Annotated in this window: 15 protein-coding genes and 1 riboswitch; of the genes, 8 read left to right on the top strand and 7 right to left on the bottom strand. The window is 37.6% G+C overall.

The window, feature by feature from the left end:
* Positions 1 to 147: 147 nt before the first annotated feature.
* From AC25Y5_RS09865 to AC25Y5_RS09850, 4 genes are all read right to left on the bottom strand, one after another.
* On the bottom strand, positions 148 to 1,578 hold the full coding sequence (locus AC25Y5_RS09865) for an NAD-dependent succinate-semialdehyde dehydrogenase (protein WP_488140121.1): 1,431 nt from the start codon (positions 1,576 to 1,578) through the stop codon (positions 148 to 150).
* A gap of 466 nt (positions 1,579 to 2,044) precedes the next feature.
* On the bottom strand, positions 2,045 to 3,127 hold the full coding sequence (locus AC25Y5_RS09860) for a hypothetical protein (protein ID WP_488140120.1): 1,083 nt from the start codon (positions 3,125 to 3,127) through the stop codon (positions 2,045 to 2,047).
* A gap of 418 nt (positions 3,128 to 3,545) precedes the next feature.
* Complete coding sequence (locus AC25Y5_RS09855) at positions 3,546 to 4,346, bottom strand: hypothetical protein (RefSeq protein WP_488140119.1); 801 nt, start codon at positions 4,344 to 4,346, stop codon at positions 3,546 to 3,548.
* Positions 4,327 to 8,187, bottom strand: coding sequence for an AAA domain-containing protein (locus AC25Y5_RS09850; RefSeq protein WP_488140118.1), 3,861 nt, complete (start codon positions 8,185 to 8,187; stop codon positions 4,327 to 4,329). The genes AC25Y5_RS09855 and AC25Y5_RS09850 overlap by 20 nt, the downstream gene beginning before the upstream one ends.
* A gap of 322 nt (positions 8,188 to 8,509) precedes the next feature.
* Here AC25Y5_RS09850 and AC25Y5_RS09845 point away from each other — a divergent pair, with 322 nt between their 5' ends.
* The 3 genes from AC25Y5_RS09845 to AC25Y5_RS09835 all read left to right on the top strand — a co-directional run bounded on the left by AC25Y5_RS09845 (position 8,510) and on the right by AC25Y5_RS09835 (position 9,946).
* On the top strand, positions 8,510 to 8,707 hold the full coding sequence (locus AC25Y5_RS09845; RefSeq protein WP_488140117.1) for a gamma-type small acid-soluble spore protein: 198 nt from the start codon (positions 8,510 to 8,512) through the stop codon (positions 8,705 to 8,707).
* 27 nt (positions 8,708 to 8,734) lie between these two features.
* A complete protein-coding gene (sspL, locus tag AC25Y5_RS09840) occupies positions 8,735 to 8,869 on the top strand; it encodes a small, acid-soluble spore protein L (protein WP_488140116.1) in 135 nt (44 codons plus the stop codon).
* A 255-nt stretch (positions 8,870 to 9,124) separates the two neighbouring features.
* A complete protein-coding gene (locus AC25Y5_RS09835) occupies positions 9,125 to 9,946 on the top strand; it encodes a squalene/phytoene synthase family protein (RefSeq protein WP_488140115.1) in 822 nt (273 codons plus the stop codon).
* 122 nt (positions 9,947 to 10,068) lie between these two features.
* Here the strand turns inward: AC25Y5_RS09835 and AC25Y5_RS09830 are convergent, their stop codons facing one another.
* Entirely contained in the window at positions 10,069 to 10,437 is a 369-nt protein-coding gene (locus AC25Y5_RS09830) for a DUF378 domain-containing protein (RefSeq protein WP_488140114.1), read from the bottom strand.
* Between the two features lie 412 nt (positions 10,438 to 10,849).
* Positions 10,850 to 10,893, top strand: a riboswitch (PreQ1 riboswitch).
* A 7-nt stretch (positions 10,894 to 10,900) separates the two neighbouring features.
* Between AC25Y5_RS09830 and queC the strand changes: the two genes are divergently transcribed.
* The 5 genes from queC to AC25Y5_RS09805 all read left to right on the top strand — a co-directional run bounded on the left by queC (position 10,901) and on the right by AC25Y5_RS09805 (position 14,703).
* A complete protein-coding gene (gene queC / locus AC25Y5_RS09825; RefSeq protein ID WP_482100708.1) occupies positions 10,901 to 11,566 on the top strand; it encodes a 7-cyano-7-deazaguanine synthase QueC in 666 nt (221 codons plus the stop codon).
* Positions 11,563 to 11,988 (top strand): 6-carboxytetrahydropterin synthase QueD, encoded by a 426-nt coding sequence (queD, locus tag AC25Y5_RS09820; protein ID WP_488140113.1) that lies wholly within the window; start codon positions 11,563 to 11,565, stop codon positions 11,986 to 11,988. Before queC ends, queD begins: the two co-directional genes overlap by 4 nt.
* On the top strand, positions 11,985 to 12,692 hold the full coding sequence (gene queE / locus AC25Y5_RS09815) for a 7-carboxy-7-deazaguanine synthase QueE (protein ID WP_488140112.1): 708 nt from the start codon (positions 11,985 to 11,987) through the stop codon (positions 12,690 to 12,692). Before queD ends, queE begins: the two co-directional genes overlap by 4 nt.
* Before the next feature lie 386 nt (positions 12,693 to 13,078).
* Positions 13,079 to 14,155 (top strand): DUF2157 domain-containing protein, encoded by a 1,077-nt coding sequence (locus AC25Y5_RS09810; RefSeq protein ID WP_488140111.1) that lies wholly within the window; start codon positions 13,079 to 13,081, stop codon positions 14,153 to 14,155.
* The gene (locus tag AC25Y5_RS09805; protein ID WP_488140110.1) at positions 14,152 to 14,703 is read left to right on the top strand and encodes a GDYXXLXY domain-containing protein; all 552 of its coding nucleotides are present in this window, start codon (positions 14,152 to 14,154) and stop codon (positions 14,701 to 14,703) included. Before AC25Y5_RS09810 ends, AC25Y5_RS09805 begins: the two co-directional genes overlap by 4 nt.
* Before the next feature lie 81 nt (positions 14,704 to 14,784).
* On the opposite strand, the gene AC25Y5_RS09800 is transcribed toward AC25Y5_RS09805, so the two are convergent.
* Entirely contained in the window at positions 14,785 to 15,930 is a 1,146-nt protein-coding gene (locus AC25Y5_RS09800) for a glycerate kinase (protein WP_488140213.1), read from the bottom strand.
* Positions 15,931 to 16,037: 107 nt separating this feature from the next.
* Positions 16,038 to 17,213: a M20 metallopeptidase family protein gene (locus tag AC25Y5_RS09795; RefSeq protein WP_488140109.1), complete on the bottom strand. Its 1,176-nt coding sequence runs from the start codon at positions 17,211 to 17,213 to the stop codon at positions 16,038 to 16,040.
* Positions 17,214 to 17,416 lie beyond the last annotated feature (203 nt).

Genomic DNA, 17,416 nt, shown 5'->3' with positions numbered 1-17,416 from the left:
TAAATTTTTTTTGGTGAACCTATCTGAGTCCAAATTATTTTAATAAGAAAAAAATCAGCCATTTTAATAATTGGCTGATTTTCATGTTTAATAGATGTATATGTGAGTGTATTTTAAAATCTTTATATAAATAATACTTACCTAGAATTAATCCATCCCAATCGATACGTACTGCGTCTCCAAAAACGCTTCCAGTCCTTCATGACCGCCTTCGCGACCAATTCCACTCTCTTTCATTCCCCCAAATGGAACTTGAGCAGCAGAAGGAGTACCATCATTCCAGCCAACAATTCCAAAATTCAGTTGTTCAATTAAAAGCGTGCCTTTAGATACACTTTCAGTGAAGACATAGGCTGCTAAACCATAATTTGTATCATTCGCTAATTGGATAGCCTCTTTTATAGTCTCGAATTTCTGAACAGGTGCTACAGGCCCAAACGTTTCCTCTTGCATAATAACCATGGATGGATTAACCCCACTTAGCACAGTAGGTGTATAAAAAGTTCCACCTTCATCTGTTAACGCACTTCCGCCAGTTAATAGAGAAGCACCTTTTGAGAGAGCATCGGCTACTTGATTTGTTACTTTGTCCACACTACTCTGATTTATCAATGGTCCAATATCTGTTTCCTCATTGATGCCATCGCCTATAGTTAATTTCTTCACTGCATCCGTAAATTTCTCCAAAAATGTATCATGAATACCCGATTGCACATATATTCGATTTCCACAAACACAAGTCTGACCTGCATTTCTAAATTTAGATGCAATTACACCTTTTACGGCTTTTTCTAAATTCGCATCATCCAAAATAATGATTGGTGCATGTCCTCCGAGTTCCATCGATAGGCGTTTGACTTGATCCGCACTTTGTCGAATTAGCAATTTACCGACTTCCGTAGATCCAGTGAACGTTACCTTCCGTACTTTGTCATTTTCCATTATCGCTTTTCCTATTTTCGATGAAGATCCTGTTACTAGGTTAACTACACCCTTCGGAAACCCAGCTTCTTCACATAACTCAATAAGTTTAACCGCTGTCAAGGGACTTTCACCAGAAGGTTTTATTACAATTGTACAGCCAGCCGCTAAAGCAGGTCCCATTTTACGGGTTAACATGGCTGCTGGGAAATTCCATGGCGTGATTGCCGCAACAACTCCGACAGGTTTTTTCCATACCTGCATACGTTTATTAGCAATATGGGAAGGGACTGTCTCTCCGTATATACGTTTACCTTCTTCCGCATACCATTCAATATATGTAGCGGCTGAAGCAGCCTCTCCTCTGGATTCATTAATCGGCTTGCCCATTTCCATCGTCATCACTTGTGCCAATTCTTCTTGATTTATTAATATAAGGTCATTCAATTTTTTTAAATACTTGGCTCTTTCATATGCAGTCGTTTGGGACCAAGTTTGAAAGGCTTCATGTGCGCTATCTATTGCCTGATTCGTTTCAGTTTCTCCCCCAACTGGGACTGAACCCACAACTTGGCCATTCGCTGGATTCTTAACTTCTAGCTTCTCAAGATCTTCCCCAACCCATTCTCCGTTAATATACATTAGATAGTTTTTCATTTTCCACACACTCCTAAGTTTAATTATTGATTGTAAGACGCTTCCAAAAATAATTCTTCCGACACTATCAAATTCAGTCATGCTCCTTATTCTTACGAGCACAGAATTCACAGGTCTACAATTTGACATAGATACTTCCGACTTTGTTGTCATAGCCAACTACGTTTCGTTTTTTCTACAAGGATTCCTAATGAAGTATCAGAAAACTGTCTACCATACTGTAATAATACAGGAAAGAATTTCATTTGAAAGAACTTCCACTTAGAAGTTCTATCAAATGATTTGTGGATTTCTAACTATGTACATTTTTTTGTAAAATAAAAATGCCAGTAAAATTATTCAATGACAAATTGAATAATTTTACTGGCTATTAACTACTATTCGAGGAAATTCATTTTACCTGTTTATCACAATAACATATTCATATTTATATACCGATTTGATACTTTCAATCTACACACTTTTTTCAGCGCTTCACTTTATCATCTGCAATAACTTGTAAAGCACGAAATGGGATACTTTCATTAATTGTATAATAAGGCTCTAAAATAGAGTAATACAGCTGCCACTGGCTATCTACATCATCATATTTACCACTCTGCTCCAGGTCTAGGATAGTTGCATAAATCTGCTTTAGCTTAGAAAAGTCTACATCCGAGACTTCGAAATCATTGTAAGACATTTGTTCTTCAAATGTCGGCATTGGGTATGCGGCACGGTAATAGGGACGCATCGCTAAGTCAAAGGCTTCCCATTTAGCCATCGATAATTGTTCATCTTCATCTATATTTGCCTGACGAGCATCTTCATATAAGTTCTTTATCACTTGATAATCTTCAATCGGAATAATCATATCCATGCTTGCAATATATTCATCAAATGTTGGCTCCACATAATAGTTGCCGACAATTTCAAATAGTTGATTCAACTTACTACTTGATTCTTCTTCTTGACCACTTTTTGCAAGCGTAATCCATTGGTTATAAAGCTCTTCCATTTGTATCAAGTCGTCACTTGAAAAAGAATATTCAAACATACTGATATAAATATCAAAAGGTTCCGGCTCCCAGTTCTTCAGATAATATGGGTTTGTTATTTCATTAATTTTAACCCAGACCTTCCCAGACTCTTCCCATAACTCATCTTTTTCCAAAACCATGACTCTATTATAAAGTTTTTCTAACTTCTTGATTTCATCTTCAGTTACTCCTTCGGGTAATGTTTTCACAAAATAGTTGAAGTCATATAATTCCGAAAAGCTAGACAGTATTTCTCCTTCGATTTGCACAGTGGAACCGATAGAAACATTCATCTTTTGAATTTGTTCTTCTTCAAAATTATAGAGTCCTACATGGTAGCGTTTACCGTCATCTCCTTTAACTATAATTTCATTACCCCAATTTTCTAATACAGTGCCTTTAATAATTTGTCCAACTTTAATTTGCGATTCAATTTGTTCGGCTGCCATTGATGTATAAGATGGTGTAAACAATCCAATCCCAATTACTATCGCAACTGAAGCAATTAACAATCTTTTCTTTTCTCTCATAGTTTACCCCTCTTTTCTAAAATGATTGTGTCCATATTAGACGTTTGATAGCCTCAAATAGTTACAATATACTGAATATTTTTTATTATCACTTTTAAATTTCAGCATTTATCAACTATGTATATTGAACAATTGAATAACCGAATTATAATCGCCTAATTTGTAAAGACAAAACGGTAGAAGGAAATATATAAGCTTCCTTATAAAGTCATTGAACTATTTAGTATATGCGCTGATATACGAAAAGATGCAAACTATTTTTGATAAAGTTGCCGCAGCAAATATCATGTAAATCAAAAACAAAAAACCTTGATCACTTTTACAGTGAGCAAGGCTACTTTATACATGCATTTATGTGATTAGTTTCTGTGATACTTGGTTCAAACGATGTTCTAAGGACAAAGACCGGCTAGTTAACTTATGCCAAATAAGTTTCCCGCCACTTTTTTCGTTCCTTTTCATTTAATTGTGCTTCGATTACCTCATCCCAGTGACTTGTTAGTATATTCCAAACACGCGCGTATAATGTATCTTCAGATTTGTTATACAAATGAAATTCTATACATTGTGATGATTCAGTTGCAAAGTCAGATGCAGATATAATTTCTGAAACGATGACTTGAACGTTTCCTTCACCTGACTCAACACCACTCTTTTTAAGCGCTTCTATTAATAAGTCATCTTCTATAACTGCTAAATCCCTCTCATCAAAATCAATAAAATAACGGTAGACTTCAGCATTTTCATATACACTATTTTTCATTTCGCCTATCAAAAACGCTGAATGACTAGGACTATAGAGCGTCTGTGTCGAATTTTTTTCTGGTTCATGTTCAAAAATCCCTTTCTTCAGCTGTTCAATCCCGGCTTCAGTCAATGAAAAAAAGCCTTCTCTCTTTTCAATTACACCAGTTCTGGACATTTTATCGATTAAATCATTAATAAAGAGCTGTTCTACGAGAAGAACTTCACTTAATTCTTCTACTGTCGAAAATTCAGCTTTTCCAAATGCAATCAACATCATTTTCATGAGTATATCCATTTTAGTTCGCATTACCGTTTTATATTCAATTTCAATTAAATGTATAGGTAGATTCCAAATTAGAGAACCCATTACTTTTAGATTGATGTCTTGCTGAAGTTCCTTAGTTAACCGCGCTTTCAACTCAATCATTAACCTGGGACCTCCATCCATCAAATTACGATTTAACAATTCCATCTAGACCTCTTAAGCCATTTTTCATTTTGATATTCTCTAGTAAACGCCCGTACATTTTCCTGGAACTAGGATGTTTCGTCTGTACTGTAAACATTTCTGAACTCCCTACAATAATGAGTAGTTCACGTGCTCGAGATAACGCTACATTTAAACGTCTATAATCTCTCGCAAAACCGATATCTCCACCTTTTTCCCGATGGTTTCTAACAAAACTCAATATAATGACATCCATTTCCATTCCTTGAAACTTATCAACCGAGCCGGTTCTGCAATTTAAATGTTGAGGTATCAGCTCTTGATGAATTAGCCGATCCATCCTTTTGACTTGTTCACCGTAGAAACTAATTACGCCGACACTTTTTTTAGTATCTCGATTCATTAGCCCAGAGGTTTTGGCCTTCTCAGTAGCCATATCTAGATCCTTCAATATTTTACAAGTCATGTTTAGTTCAGCTTGATTGAAACGACTTGTGCCGCCCTTGACCTTCTCTTCGAAATACTCTTGTTCGTTCGGCATATCAAACCATAACAGGTGATCTTTTCTATTCACGAAGTGGGAATCAAGCAAATGATCACGCAAGGAATCCGAATCAGTTAACCCGCAGCGTAGACTGTAATTCCCTTCTTCATAGAACGGCGTAATTGTTTCCATAATACTTTCATGCATGCGGTACTGAATACCCAGCATCGTTTTGTTTTGTATTGGCAACGTTCTGAAAAGACGTTCAAATAATGATTCTTTCAAAAGCTTTTCCAGTTCATTCTTTTCTTCATGACTGTTGCTTTCTTCAAGTAATTCTTCAAGAGTTGCTTGTCCCATGAGCGGAGGCAACTGATGATGATCTCCAACTAATATGATTTTTTTCCCTTTTAACATTGGGAGAAGTAGTTCTGGCGGCGTCGCCTTGGAAACTTCATCGATAATAACTACATCGAAAGTAGGATACTCCTCCATGAAATCACGCCGTGCAGACGCAACACAGGTTGTACCAATTACGTTTGCGTGTTTAACATACAGTTTTCGTATTTCATCTAAATCATATTCAGTCGCATTAGTCAGAAGTGAAACCCATTCTTTTTGGAGTTTATCTGTTATTGGTAGTCGTTCTTTTTCTACTTTAAGTTTTTCTACTTCAGTCGAAATGGTTTGAATGGTAGTTAAAACTTGTTTACGGATTTCTTCAGGATTTTCATCCAATAGCTTATCCAAGGTCATCATTACTTTTTCCAACTTCATGAGATTGCTGCTCAATGCCTCAGTTTTATCTCTAATATCTTCAAGTGCCTTTGAAGTATCTAAATAATGTTCTGCATTAATTCTCTTTTCATGCTTTTTCTTTTCTAATTCATCTTTATATTGTTCGATATCCTTCTTATTCTCATTATAATCCGAAAAAAGGATCTCATTTTTCTTCAATTCCTCTATTGCAGAACTGATTGTCATGGTTTCGTCAAAGGGTTCCACTTTTTCTAAAAGTTTCATGGTCGTTTGCTGAAGACTGATGATCTCAGCTTGGTGATTATTAGCAATTAAGTCGATTGCTTTTTTTTCTTGTCTTATTTCCACTATGGATTGATTCGTCTGTTCGCTAATTTCGGTTTTTATGACAGAATACATTTTTTTCGAGTTTATCTTAATTTGATTTTGTTTTTCAAAACCTGCTTCTTGCAATTCTGAAAATCTCTTTCTTTCATATAACATTTCAAGTGCAATTGCTATTTTTTCGAGATTGTCATATTTTTGTGCAGAGTAGCTACGCGTTTCTAGGCTGCTCTTGGTAGATGGGTGAATTAGAAATTTACCTACACGGTCAATAAGGCCATGAATTTCTTTAATAGAACTATATTTATCATTAATTGTTCTTTTCAATTCTTTCTTAATAAAACCATTATCTTTCAATAAACGCTCTATCATTTCAATGGCATTGTATAGTCGCTGTGAAAGTTCTTGCCACTCACTGTATCCAACGTCGGCAGCTTCAGATTTAATAGTGGCAATCAGTTGATTTAACTCGGTAATTTTCCACTGTGTGTTGAAGTGTGGAATAATTTCAAACGAATCCATCTGTTTTTGTAAACGATCTATTTTAGTGATTTTTTGAATATCCTCCAAAAATACATGAAGTCGCTTCTTCTTGTTATTTATTATTTGTGCTTCTTTATGGAGGGCCTCAATGGACCTATTCATCTCGTCAATCTTATTTACTGTTTGACTATAGCTAATGAAGTATTGAAGCTTCTCTATTCGTAGTTCTAATTTTTCCATTTGCCCTGCTGTAGTTATACTTGTGCATTTCGATAAGACGAGTTCTTCAAGTCGATTAACCTCACTGGTTAATGTCGTTCCAGATTGGATGAATGCAGACTGAATTTCGACCAACTTATCACTTTCTTCTTTCAAGCTCTTCAGATTAGTAAGTTGCTTTTTCATTGTCAATGAATTAGTTATGTATTCTTCTTGAGCGGCTTCCTTCAATTCAACTTTTTTGTCTAAAGACACCAATTCATTCTTCATTTCTGTTAACTTTACGCTATGATTAACTAACAAATCATTTATTTGTCTTTCTCTATTTGTATTCGACTGGCGTTTTGCATTGATGGTATTTAACGTCACGTTTTTCCAGTTTATAGCTACGTTTTCTTCAATAAACTTTTTTCCTTCTTCTTCAATACTTTCAGTTCGACCATAACGTAAAATTCGGACGTCCTGATGAGATAGAAGTCTTCCGAGTGCATTATCCACAGCAAGGTTTGCTTGGGAGGCAACGAGAGTACGCAGGCCTGCTTTGACATTCTGGTGACATATCTCTGAAATAACCGTCGTTTTTCCTGTACCCGGTGGTCCTTGAATAACATACAAATCATTTGAAGTCATTGCTCCAGTGACTGCTTCTTTCTGGAACTGGTTAAGTTCATTATGAAAAACAAGATTCTGTTGTTTCTTGGAAATACGTACAACTGGCCGCTCTTCAAAAAGTACCCTCTCCAAGTTTGCATTGGCAGCAAGTCCATCCTGTAGATCTTTGAACCCCTTTCGAAGTCTCCTTACCTGGCTAAGCGCAGCAAAGTTACTAAATACTACTTCCTTATATGTATTCGGATTCCATTCATTCCGGCGAGCCATCTCTTTATAGTTGCGACTCAATTCGATTTCTACAATCCCTTTGCCCTTACTCGTATTAATAACATTTCCAATTTCATTTTGAAGTCCTTTCAACTTAACACTGAAACCATTAATCGTATTCCATTCATTTCCTTTTAGTTCTTTACATCGAATGGTCAATTTACTGAAGTCTGCATTCAAAGATGCGTGTGAAAAAGGCGTCGTCAAATCATCGACATCGGCAATTCTTTCCTCTACTCGCAGATAGCCTTCCCAGCCGGCAATTCTTTTCTTCACGTACTCCGAACGTTCTTGTGCAATCGGCAATTCTCGAATGCTTGTGTAAAGATCAATCGGCATTGCAATACCTGTGCTACGCCCTACTAGAAATTTCAAGCGTGCTGGAAGACGTCTGTTTGTCTGGACGGGTTCTTTCCTTCCCCTAACTTGAAAACCGGTTGCCAAAAAACTTTCATTTAGATAAACGCATTCCATTACGGCCACTCTATCATTTAGACGTTTTGATAAAACTTCATTCGCTACGTTATCAAAGTAAATTGAAAAAGACATATTTCCCTGTCTATTATTCGGTCGTTTTTCAATATATACATAAAAGGATTCTTGCATCGAAAAAAATGCATATTCGTCCATTGTCAATTTCGCTATTCCTTTGCGGGCATTATCCGTCATGCCTAGTCCGCACCGCATTACCTTAAGTGTGGATGAATCTTGTTTCATTAGCATGCCCTCTTTCACAATCTGATAACTATAAACATTGAAAAGTCAGCATCCCTATTCAGATTACTGACTTTTCATTATGACTTATACGATTATTTTATATTGATTTCTCATTTGTAAAATGCGGCTAAAAGACGAACTACATTGTTGGTCCAATAAATCAGCAATTACCTTTTTTCGTGTTTTGGATTTTCACTCTAGACAATTATAGTGTATTTCCGAAGCAGTGTCCCATATAGTCACTTGCACCAATGACAATAAATCCCTGAATAATTATCCTGAATTGAGAGAACATAAGTATACACAAAATGGAGGTGACTTTTTGACCGTAAATAGCAATTCGAACAAAAGAACTTATACAGTATCTGGAACAGATATTGAAGACGTAAAAAGAAAAAATGCAAACTCGGGCCTAACTTATAATGAAGTAAAAGAATTAATTGCCAAGAGTGGCGGACTTGGAACTAGTATCTACAGTGATACAAATCCAGATGAAGTGACAAGGAAAAATCACATATAGCAATTCATTTTAATTGGGGGTGAAAAAATGGAGAAAGACAAAAATAACGATAAGGGTAAGAAAGCGACTAGTGTAACACCCCAAGGTTATGCAGATACTGACCTATCAAAAGATCCAAAAAGTAAACTGGAAGATGCCGCTAAAAAGAAGAACACGAAATAATAATTTGACTTTTTTGCACATTACGACATCAACTTGAAGTTTACTGCAATATAATCCAAACTCAGCCTTTAAGTTGTAGGCTGAGTTTATTTGTACGTATTACTGCCGTCCATGATACAATAAAGATTATACGATCCAAGTATATTGTGAGCGAATACAATCTGAATAACTTGAGACACTATCCGAGTAATTGATTGTTTTCTATCTTTGGCGTTAAAACATTAACAACCTCATTGTGAAAGGGGGATCATTTCATTGATTAATGAAGCAAAGTTAAATAAAGAAGCCATGCACATCCTTAAGTTGACAAGTAGAACCTTTTATATCCCCATCAAATTACTAAATCCAACATTAAGAAAGTCTGTAGGATCAGCATATTTATGTATGCGAGCAATTGATGAAATTGAAGATCACGAAGGATTACAATCGGAGACGAAGCAATATCTTTTGCGCTCAACAAGCGAACTTTTAAAAGCAGACTTTGATGGCGCAGCCTACCAACAACTATTAAAGCCTTATGAGGACCTTTTACCTGAAGTAACATTAAGGCTGGCTGATTGGCTATCTTTTTGTCCGGAAAATATTATGGACAAGGTAAAAGAGTCAACAAGTATTATGGCAGACGGAATGGCGAAATGGGTCGAGAAGGATTGGTTAGTTAAAACCAAAGAAGATTTAGATGAATATACATACTATGTAGCAGGATTAGTAGGTGTTATGCTTTCGGACATATGGGAGATGTATGATGGCACTAAAACAGATCGTGAATTAGCTATCGGGTACGGACGTGGTTTGCAGGCAGTCAATATGCTCCGCAATCAAGAGGAAGATGCTGATCGCGGTGTTCATTTTATTCCCGATGGTTGGGACCGTAACGACATGTTTTCCTATGCAACAAAGAACTTGGAAAAAGCGGATGCCTATGTAGAGTCATTAGACACTAAAAACATTCTTTTATTCTGTAAAATCCCACTTGCCTTGGCAAAAACAACATTAAAAACGCTTAAGAGTGGTAAAGAAAAAATGTCACGAGCTGAAGTTGAATCTACAGTAGAAGAAATTATTAATGAAAATTGACACCAATTTATATTAATACCTTCGAAAAAGTATAGGTAATGCATTAAAAAACATCCCAGCCCTTGTCAATATGACATAGGCTGGGATGTTTTTTCAAATGCCACAACTTTGCTCAGCTTCCTTTATTTTTTATTGTCTGTTGAATCCTGCTTTCTTGTGTCAGCTGAATTCTTTTCATCAATGGGTTTCTTAGAAGACTCGCGCAACTTCGCAATATCTGTTTCCTCACCGAATTCAGTATCGTAACTGAGATTATTAACGCCTCGACGATTGGGTTCTTTATCTGCGACTGTTTCTTCGATTGGATTAAATAAGATACCCAAGCAAGCCAATCCACTTAACCCAACCAGACCGTAAACCACCCGTGATAAAAACGCCTCTTGTCCACCAAATAGTGATGCTACCAAATCAAACTTAAAAAATCCAATTAAGCCCCAGTTGATTGCTCCAATTATTACCAAAGCCAAGGCAATTCGTTGTATCGTTCTCATTATTTTAACACCTCCCTTATTTAATAAGCAGTTTCGAACAATTATTGAATCCGCAATACCGTTTCGAGTTTTAAAGGGATTACATCATTACGAATGGGCACCATAAAAACACTCTTCCCGGTAATTGTTAAGATTCGTTATTATCTTCTGCTAAAAAAGCGTTTTAATACATAAATCATAAAAATTTGTGGAGTTAATCGGCACTAATCCTATATATTTTATGTTTCCCGTTTTTGATCCTTGGTGATGTCTATTCCCTTTATACATATGAATGTACCAACAAATCACATTTTATATATTGAAATTGATTAGGATTCAATCGGTATATAAATACTGAATAAATATATCATTTTATTTAAAGTGGAAACTACTACTAGTAGCTTCTACTCCTATGCTATTATTAACATTGTTCGAAAAAGAGGTTCGAAAACTCCCTCTCAAAAAAACTAAGGAGATGTTTACTATGAAAAATGAAAAAGCAGTCGTTGTATTCAGTGGCGGCCAAGACAGTACGACATGTCTAATTTGGGCATTGAAAAATTTCGCGGAAGTTGCGACGGTTACGTTTGATTATGGTCAGCGCCATTCAGCGGAAATTGAATGTGCAAGAAAAATTGCGGATGAGCTCGGTGTGTCGTTTAAACTGCTCGATATGAGTCTTATTAACCAACTATCTGCTAATGCTTTGACACGTGATGAAATCGAAGTAAAAGAAGTAGATGGTGAATTACCTTCTACCTTTGTTCCAGGAAGGAATCATCTATTTCTGTCGTTTGCGGCTGTCTATGCTGATGCGATTGGAGCCCGGCACTTAATAACGGGTGTGAGTGAAACTGATTTTAGCGGATATCCTGATTGCCGTGACAATTTTATTAAGTCATTGAATGTCACGTTGAATTTAGCAATGGATGGGCGCTTTGTTATCCATACGCCTTTAATGTGGCTGGATAAGGCCGAGGTCTGGGCAATGGCTGATGAATTAGGTGCACTCGATTTTGTACAGCACAAAACACTTACATGCTACAACGGAATTCCAAGTTCAGGCTGCGGGGAATGTCCAGCTTGTGTATTACGAAATGATGGACTAACTGCTTACATTACTAAAAAGTCTGAAGGTGTTTCCGAATGATGCAGCAATTTTACCCACAAGTTCAGCACTCGTTTCGTTTTGAACTTAACAAAGACATGCATTTTTCGGCGGCGCATTACATTCCAAGTGAAAATGCTGGAAAGTGCCAAGTGATGCATGGGCATACGTACTATTTGAACATAACAATCGGAGGAAATGAATTGGATTCAATTGGTTTTCTGATTGATTTCAAGGAACTCAAAACCCTCATTCATGATAAATATGATCATTCCGTATTGAATGATCATCCTGAATTTAAGTCTAACTTCCCTACAACCGAGAAATTAGCTGAACAGATTTATAATTCAATTCAGGAAGTTCTGCAGACGAGAAGCAATAAAGCAGTCTGTCTTCAGGTCATTGTCCGTGAAACGCCAACAAGCTACGTCATCTACCGGCCCAAACTGGAGGAGAACGTATGAAGATTCCTGTGATGGAGGTTTTCGGACCAACTATTCAAGGTGAAGGAATGGTAATGGGATTGAAAACGATGTTCGTTCGGACATCAGGGTGTGATTATTCATGCTCGTGGTGTGATTCCAGTTTCACGTGGGATGGTTCAGGAAAGAGCGTTTCGAAACAACCTATTGAAATTATAGAAGAACTTAAAGCAATTGGTGGGCAGTCATTTTCACATGTAACAATTTCAGGTGGGAATCCTGCGCTTCATAAAGGTATCGGGGAACTTGTTGATTTATGCCATGAACAAGGCTGGAAAGTTGCGGTTGAAACGCAGGCTTCTTTTTGGCAGGATTGGTTGTTGGAAATCGATGATATTACCCTTTCTCCAAAACCACCTAGTTCTGGAATGGCAACAGATTTCAGCAAACTGGATACATTTATGGAGAAACTGCTTAATACGACTGCTAGTTTGAAGATCGTCATTTTTGATGAAGTAGATTTCAAATTTGCCGAAGCCGTCCACCAACGTTACCCGGCTTTTCCTTTCTTTTTACAGACAGGAAACGATGATACGACGACGACTGAAAATGAACTGCTAGTGTCTACTCTACTAAATCGGTATGAATGGTTGGTTGATTTGACCGTCAATTCATCTATCATGAATGACGTTAGGGTATTACCTCAGCTCCATACGCTTATATGGGGGAACAAACGCGGGGTTTAGATATGTACTAATAAAATTACACATGGTAAGTGTCCAGAATCGCTGGCGAATAATTTAATCCACACATCGAGCAAAACAGATGCAGTTGTATTACTTTATATTGAACGACTTCAGCACTTTGTCGATATGTATTAATACTTAGGGATGCGATTTCATCGCATCCCTACTTTTATTTCTAGGAAGTATCACTTTTTAATAGTACATAGCTAAAAATACTATGTGCTACGTGATAGAGTGTCCTAAAACTCTTCATTCTTCCATCTCCCACTTGACCCTTATAAAGTTTTAACTGTTCTAGAAAATAGTCTTAACTTCCAGTGTTGCTAATGATTAAAGACGGGTATAATTAAGCATACGAGAAACTATGGAATAGGGGGCTCGATTAGATGAAGAGAAAAGTCAGTAATTCTGAATACCGTGTTCTTGAAAAGGAGTTTCGCTATTTAGAACAAGCAGGAAAGCTTGGGACGGATCAAAGAAGCGCGCTTCTATCGGAATACGAGCCTACTGAACGAGTGGGTTTTGTGCGGGTCTTGCTGGTCTTTGGAGCCATTTTAATAGGTGTCGGTATTTTAAGTTTCGTCGCTGGAAATTGGCAGGAAATACCGAAACTTGCAAAGTTCATTCTATTATTCGTTGCGACAGCTGGCTTTTATATTGGCGGTTATAAAATGGAAGAACGTTATCCAAAAACATCGCGTAGCCTTTATTATATCGGTGTGGCTGTGTACGGTGCCGGTATCTTCTTGATTGGCCAGATGTTTAACCTAAGCGCAGGCGTCTATGCGGATTTCTTCATGTGGGGACTCGGGATTTTACCGCTCGCCTATTACTTGAAAGATAAATTTATAGCTGCAGTAGCAACAGTATTTTTCATTATCTATGGATTCAATGTATGGGGTGGAATCAGTGGTGTACCTTACTTCCTTCTACTTGTCATTCCATTTCTTTTTTGGATGAATGAAAAAAGGTTCAATCATTCTAGAGGTTTGTTCATCGCTAATACGGTTTTAGCAATGACGTTTATTTTCAATATATTTATCTATTTTGATGTGCATGGGCTTCTTATTGCAAGTTCTTTCTTCGTCATCGGGTTATTTCTCGCCTTTTACCCGTATGGCAGTTACCAATTATCGTCTGAATGGATTGGTTCAGTTGTCTATGGAATAGCGGGGCTATTTCTAACATTTCCAACTACTTGGATTGATGTTGTTTCTGGAGATACTGCCGAAATCATGGCGATTATTTTCACAATTGTTTTCGCGATAAAACTACTGTTCTTCTTGAAAATCGGTAGTTTACCCGCTGTTCTCATTGTTTGTGCACTGATTTTCCGCTTTTACGCAGATTTGTCATATGACTTCATGCCGAAATCACTTTTCTTTGTCATTGGCGGTTTGATCCTAATTGGCTTTGGTTTCTGGTTTGAAAAGACACGTCAGAGGAAAGGTGATAGCCAATGAACAGGATGAAAAATAAGCGTTTTGGTTTCATCGTTGCATTAGCCATCCCTCTTATATTGTTAATTAGCTTGACTTTTAAACCGCTATGGGCGCAAACGTACGGTGAAGATATTAGCTTGTTAACTGTACCTGTGGATCCGAGAGATTTATTATATGGAGATTATGTAACGCTCCGCTATGAAATTGAGGAAGTTGCAAAAAGCGAAATCCCCACAAATATTTTGCGGAAAATTGAAAAACAGACGAATTCCAATCAGTTAACTGTTTATGGAAAGCTAATTAAACAGGGAGACATTTATGTACTTGATAGCTTAACTGATAAAAAACCAAAAGGCAGTATTTACTTAACTGGAAAACTGAATGGCTATGACTATCAAAATACGACAGGTATAAACGTTCATTCCATTAACTTTGGTTTAGATAGATTCTATGTACCAGAAAACACTGGAAAAGAGCTTGAGGATTTATCTGCTAAAGGGCAATTGGTTGCTCACTTAAAGGTGAAAAACGGTTATGCAATTTTGAAGGATGTTAAAGCAATTCAATAACATGAAAAAGCCCAAAACAAGTTCTAGTGAACTGTTTAGGGCTTTTTTATTTAGTTTTTCAATCGTTTTTTGATTTCCATATCATTCAGCCACTTTTCTAGTTGAAAAATAAGTACGGCAAACTTGTTCCGCGACTTTTTCTAATAGCTCACTTGCGTTTTCCATGGCCTCATTTAAACTCATCGGTTTATTCATGATGCTGTATGCTCCAATTACGCCGTACTGATAAAGTGAATCGATATCCCCCATTAGCGACCCAGCCAGAATTATAGTAGATACATTGCGTTTATTTGCCATTTGGGCAACTCCCATAGGTGTTTTTCCAAAAGCCGTTTGAAAATCCAGTTGTCCTTCGCCCGTAATGACAAGGTCTGCATTTAATAGATGTTCGTCAAGCCTTGTATACTCGAGTACGACATCTACCCCCCGCTTCATTGTTGAAGGGAAAAACGCAAGAACTGCGCCTCCGATACCACCTGCCGCACCTGCTCCCTGAAGTTCATGGAGTCTAATGCCTATTTCCCTTTCAATCAAATTAGCAAAATGTAAAAGGTTGTTGTCTAAGAGTTCAACCATTTCTTTAGTCGCGCCCTTTTGCGGACCGAACACATGTGAAGCCCCATTAGGTCCAACAAAGGGATTCTCAACATCAGACGCAATCAAAAATTGACTCTCACTAATGCGGGGATCAAAGTTTTCCGTAGAAATACAGTCAAGTTGATTCAATGATCCCCCACCAAAATCAAGCTCCGCACCTGTATTATCCCTCAGTTCTAGACCTAGTGCTTGAAGCATTCCAGCGCCCCCGTCATTTGTTGCTGAACCACCAAGCGCCAATATGAAACTTCTAAATCCTTCATCGAGTGCATGTCTAATCAATTGACCTGTTCCATAAGTAGTTGCGTTAAGTGGATCTAATTCAGTACTGCTCAATAAATTCAAACCTGATGCAGTCGACATCTCGATGATACAAGTTTTAGTATCTCCAAGCACACCGTATTTAGCTTCAATCGGACTTCTAAGTGGTCCTAAAACTAGAACTGTCTTCGTATACCCTTTGGTAACAGCGACTAAGTTTTCCATTGTTCCCTCACCCCCATCTGCTACAGGAACAAGGACCGTTTCTGCATTTGGAAACGCTTGGAAAACACCTTTTTCAATCGACCGTGCAGCTTCCATCGCTGTGACACTGCCTTTAAATGAATCTGGAGCGATAACTATTTTAATCTTTAACTCCCCCTTTATTCAACGTTTTACAGCATCTAGCATTCATTTATTATGAAATTATAGTCCTGCCTTTAATTTTGTACAGGCTATTGCGCTCCGAGCATTGGTTATGTTTGATATGCAAGTACAATTCCCGCGAATGTTTTCGCGATCATTTCCATCGCAGGTTCGTGAAAGTCAAAACGTTCATGATGATGTGGAAAGACATTATCTGTGTCATCCATTTTTGCTCCAACGAAGAAAAATGCGCCTGGAATTCTTTGCAGAAAATAAGAAAAGTCTTCAACCGGCATAATTGGTTGAGTTTCCACCAAAACGTCCTTACCAAATGCATCCGTTACCACTTGGCGGACAATATTCACTTGTGTTGGATGATTCCAAAGTGCGTCATAGCCTTTTTCTATTTGGACTTCAACTTCACAACCGAGTCCACGACCGACAAATTGTGCAAGTTCAATTAGACGCTTGCCGGCAAGCATTCGCAAGTCCTCATCAAAGACGCGAATTGTCCCTTCCATAACTGCTTTCTCTGGAATGACGTTATCCGCATCACCTGCATGAAACTTCCCTATCGAAATGACAAGTTCTTTCAACGGGTCTGCATTGCGGCTTACAATCGACTGTAGGGCAACCATAATATGACTGGCTGCCAGAATCGGGTCTGCCCCATTTTGCGGTTCCGCCCCATGAGCTCCAGACCCGTTTACAGTGATTTTTATCGTATCTTCTCCAGCCTGTAAATAACCATCACGCACATAGACATAACCCGCTTCCATATTGGACTGTAGATGGGCACCGTAAATCGCATCGACGTTTTCAAGGCAACCATCTTCAATCATTGCTCTTGACCCACCAGGTGGCAGTTCTTCCCCGAACTGATGAATAAGCACAATAGTTCCCTGAAGTTGGTCCTTTACTGCATTCATAGATTTCGCAAACCCTAGTAATGCTGCAGTATGACCGTCATGTCCACAAGCATGCATGACACCGGGAACAGTTGATTGATAAGGGACGTTTTTGGCATCTTGAATTGACAACGCATCAAAATCCGCTCTAAATGCAATTGTTTTCCCAGGCCTCCCACCACGAATTATCCCCGTGACTCCTCTTCCACCAACCCCCCGCCTAACTTCAATTCCCAAGTCTTCCAAGTAGTTCGCGATGAAATTAGGCGTTTCAATCTCCTGATGTGATAGCTCAGGATGCATATGTAAATGACGACGAATCTTTATCATTTCTATCCTAGCAATCGATATATTCTTGAATATCATTTCTTTTAGCATTCATAATTCTCCTTCCATTTAATGAATTTAAATTGTAGCCCTTCTAGTCAGTTAATCATAAAGCAATAGAGAAAGGAAATCCTAATTTCCCTTTATTCATTTTTGCATAATTATACTTGTGCAAGAATGAACATACATGTTATACTTTTCAACGTTATCAACTATTTACATAAAAAAATCTTCCCTACTTTTAAATATCTATT

It is taken from the genome of Sporosarcina sp. Y1011 (genome assembly GCF_057669885.1).
Note: the sequence above shows the minus strand (reverse complement) of the source record. Positions and strands in the feature narration are given on the sequence as shown.

Excerpts from the sequence above, each read along its gene's own strand:
- AC25Y5_RS09865 (WP_488140121.1), bottom strand. The coding sequence starts at position 1,578 with ATGAAAAACTATCTAATGTATATTAACGGAGAATGGGTTGGGGAAGAT.
- AC25Y5_RS09860 (WP_488140120.1), bottom strand. The coding sequence starts at position 3,127 with ATGAGAGAAAAGAAAAGATTGTTAATTGCTTCAGTTGCGATAGTAATT.
- AC25Y5_RS09855 (WP_488140119.1), bottom strand. The coding sequence starts at position 4,346 with ATGGAATTGTTAAATCGTAATTTGATGGATGGAGGTCCCAGGTTAATG.
- AC25Y5_RS09850 (WP_488140118.1), bottom strand. The coding sequence starts at position 8,187 with ATGAAACAAGATTCATCCACACTTAAGGTAATGCGGTGCGGACTAGGC.
- sspL (WP_488140116.1), top strand. The coding sequence starts at position 8,735 with ATGGAGAAAGACAAAAATAACGATAAGGGTAAGAAAGCGACTAGTGTA.
- AC25Y5_RS09830 (WP_488140114.1), bottom strand. The coding sequence starts at position 10,437 with ATGAGAACGATACAACGAATTGCCTTGGCTTTGGTAATAATTGGAGCA.
- queC (WP_482100708.1), top strand. The coding sequence starts at position 10,901 with ATGAAAAATGAAAAAGCAGTCGTTGTATTCAGTGGCGGCCAAGACAGT.
- queD (WP_488140113.1), top strand. The coding sequence starts at position 11,563 with ATGATGCAGCAATTTTACCCACAAGTTCAGCACTCGTTTCGTTTTGAA.
- queE (WP_488140112.1), top strand. The coding sequence starts at position 11,985 with ATGAAGATTCCTGTGATGGAGGTTTTCGGACCAACTATTCAAGGTGAA.
- AC25Y5_RS09810 (WP_488140111.1), top strand. The coding sequence starts at position 13,079 with ATGAAGAGAAAAGTCAGTAATTCTGAATACCGTGTTCTTGAAAAGGAG.
- AC25Y5_RS09805 (WP_488140110.1), top strand. The coding sequence starts at position 14,152 with ATGAACAGGATGAAAAATAAGCGTTTTGGTTTCATCGTTGCATTAGCC.
- AC25Y5_RS09795 (WP_488140109.1), bottom strand. The coding sequence starts at position 17,213 with ATGCTAAAAGAAATGATATTCAAGAATATATCGATTGCTAGGATAGAA.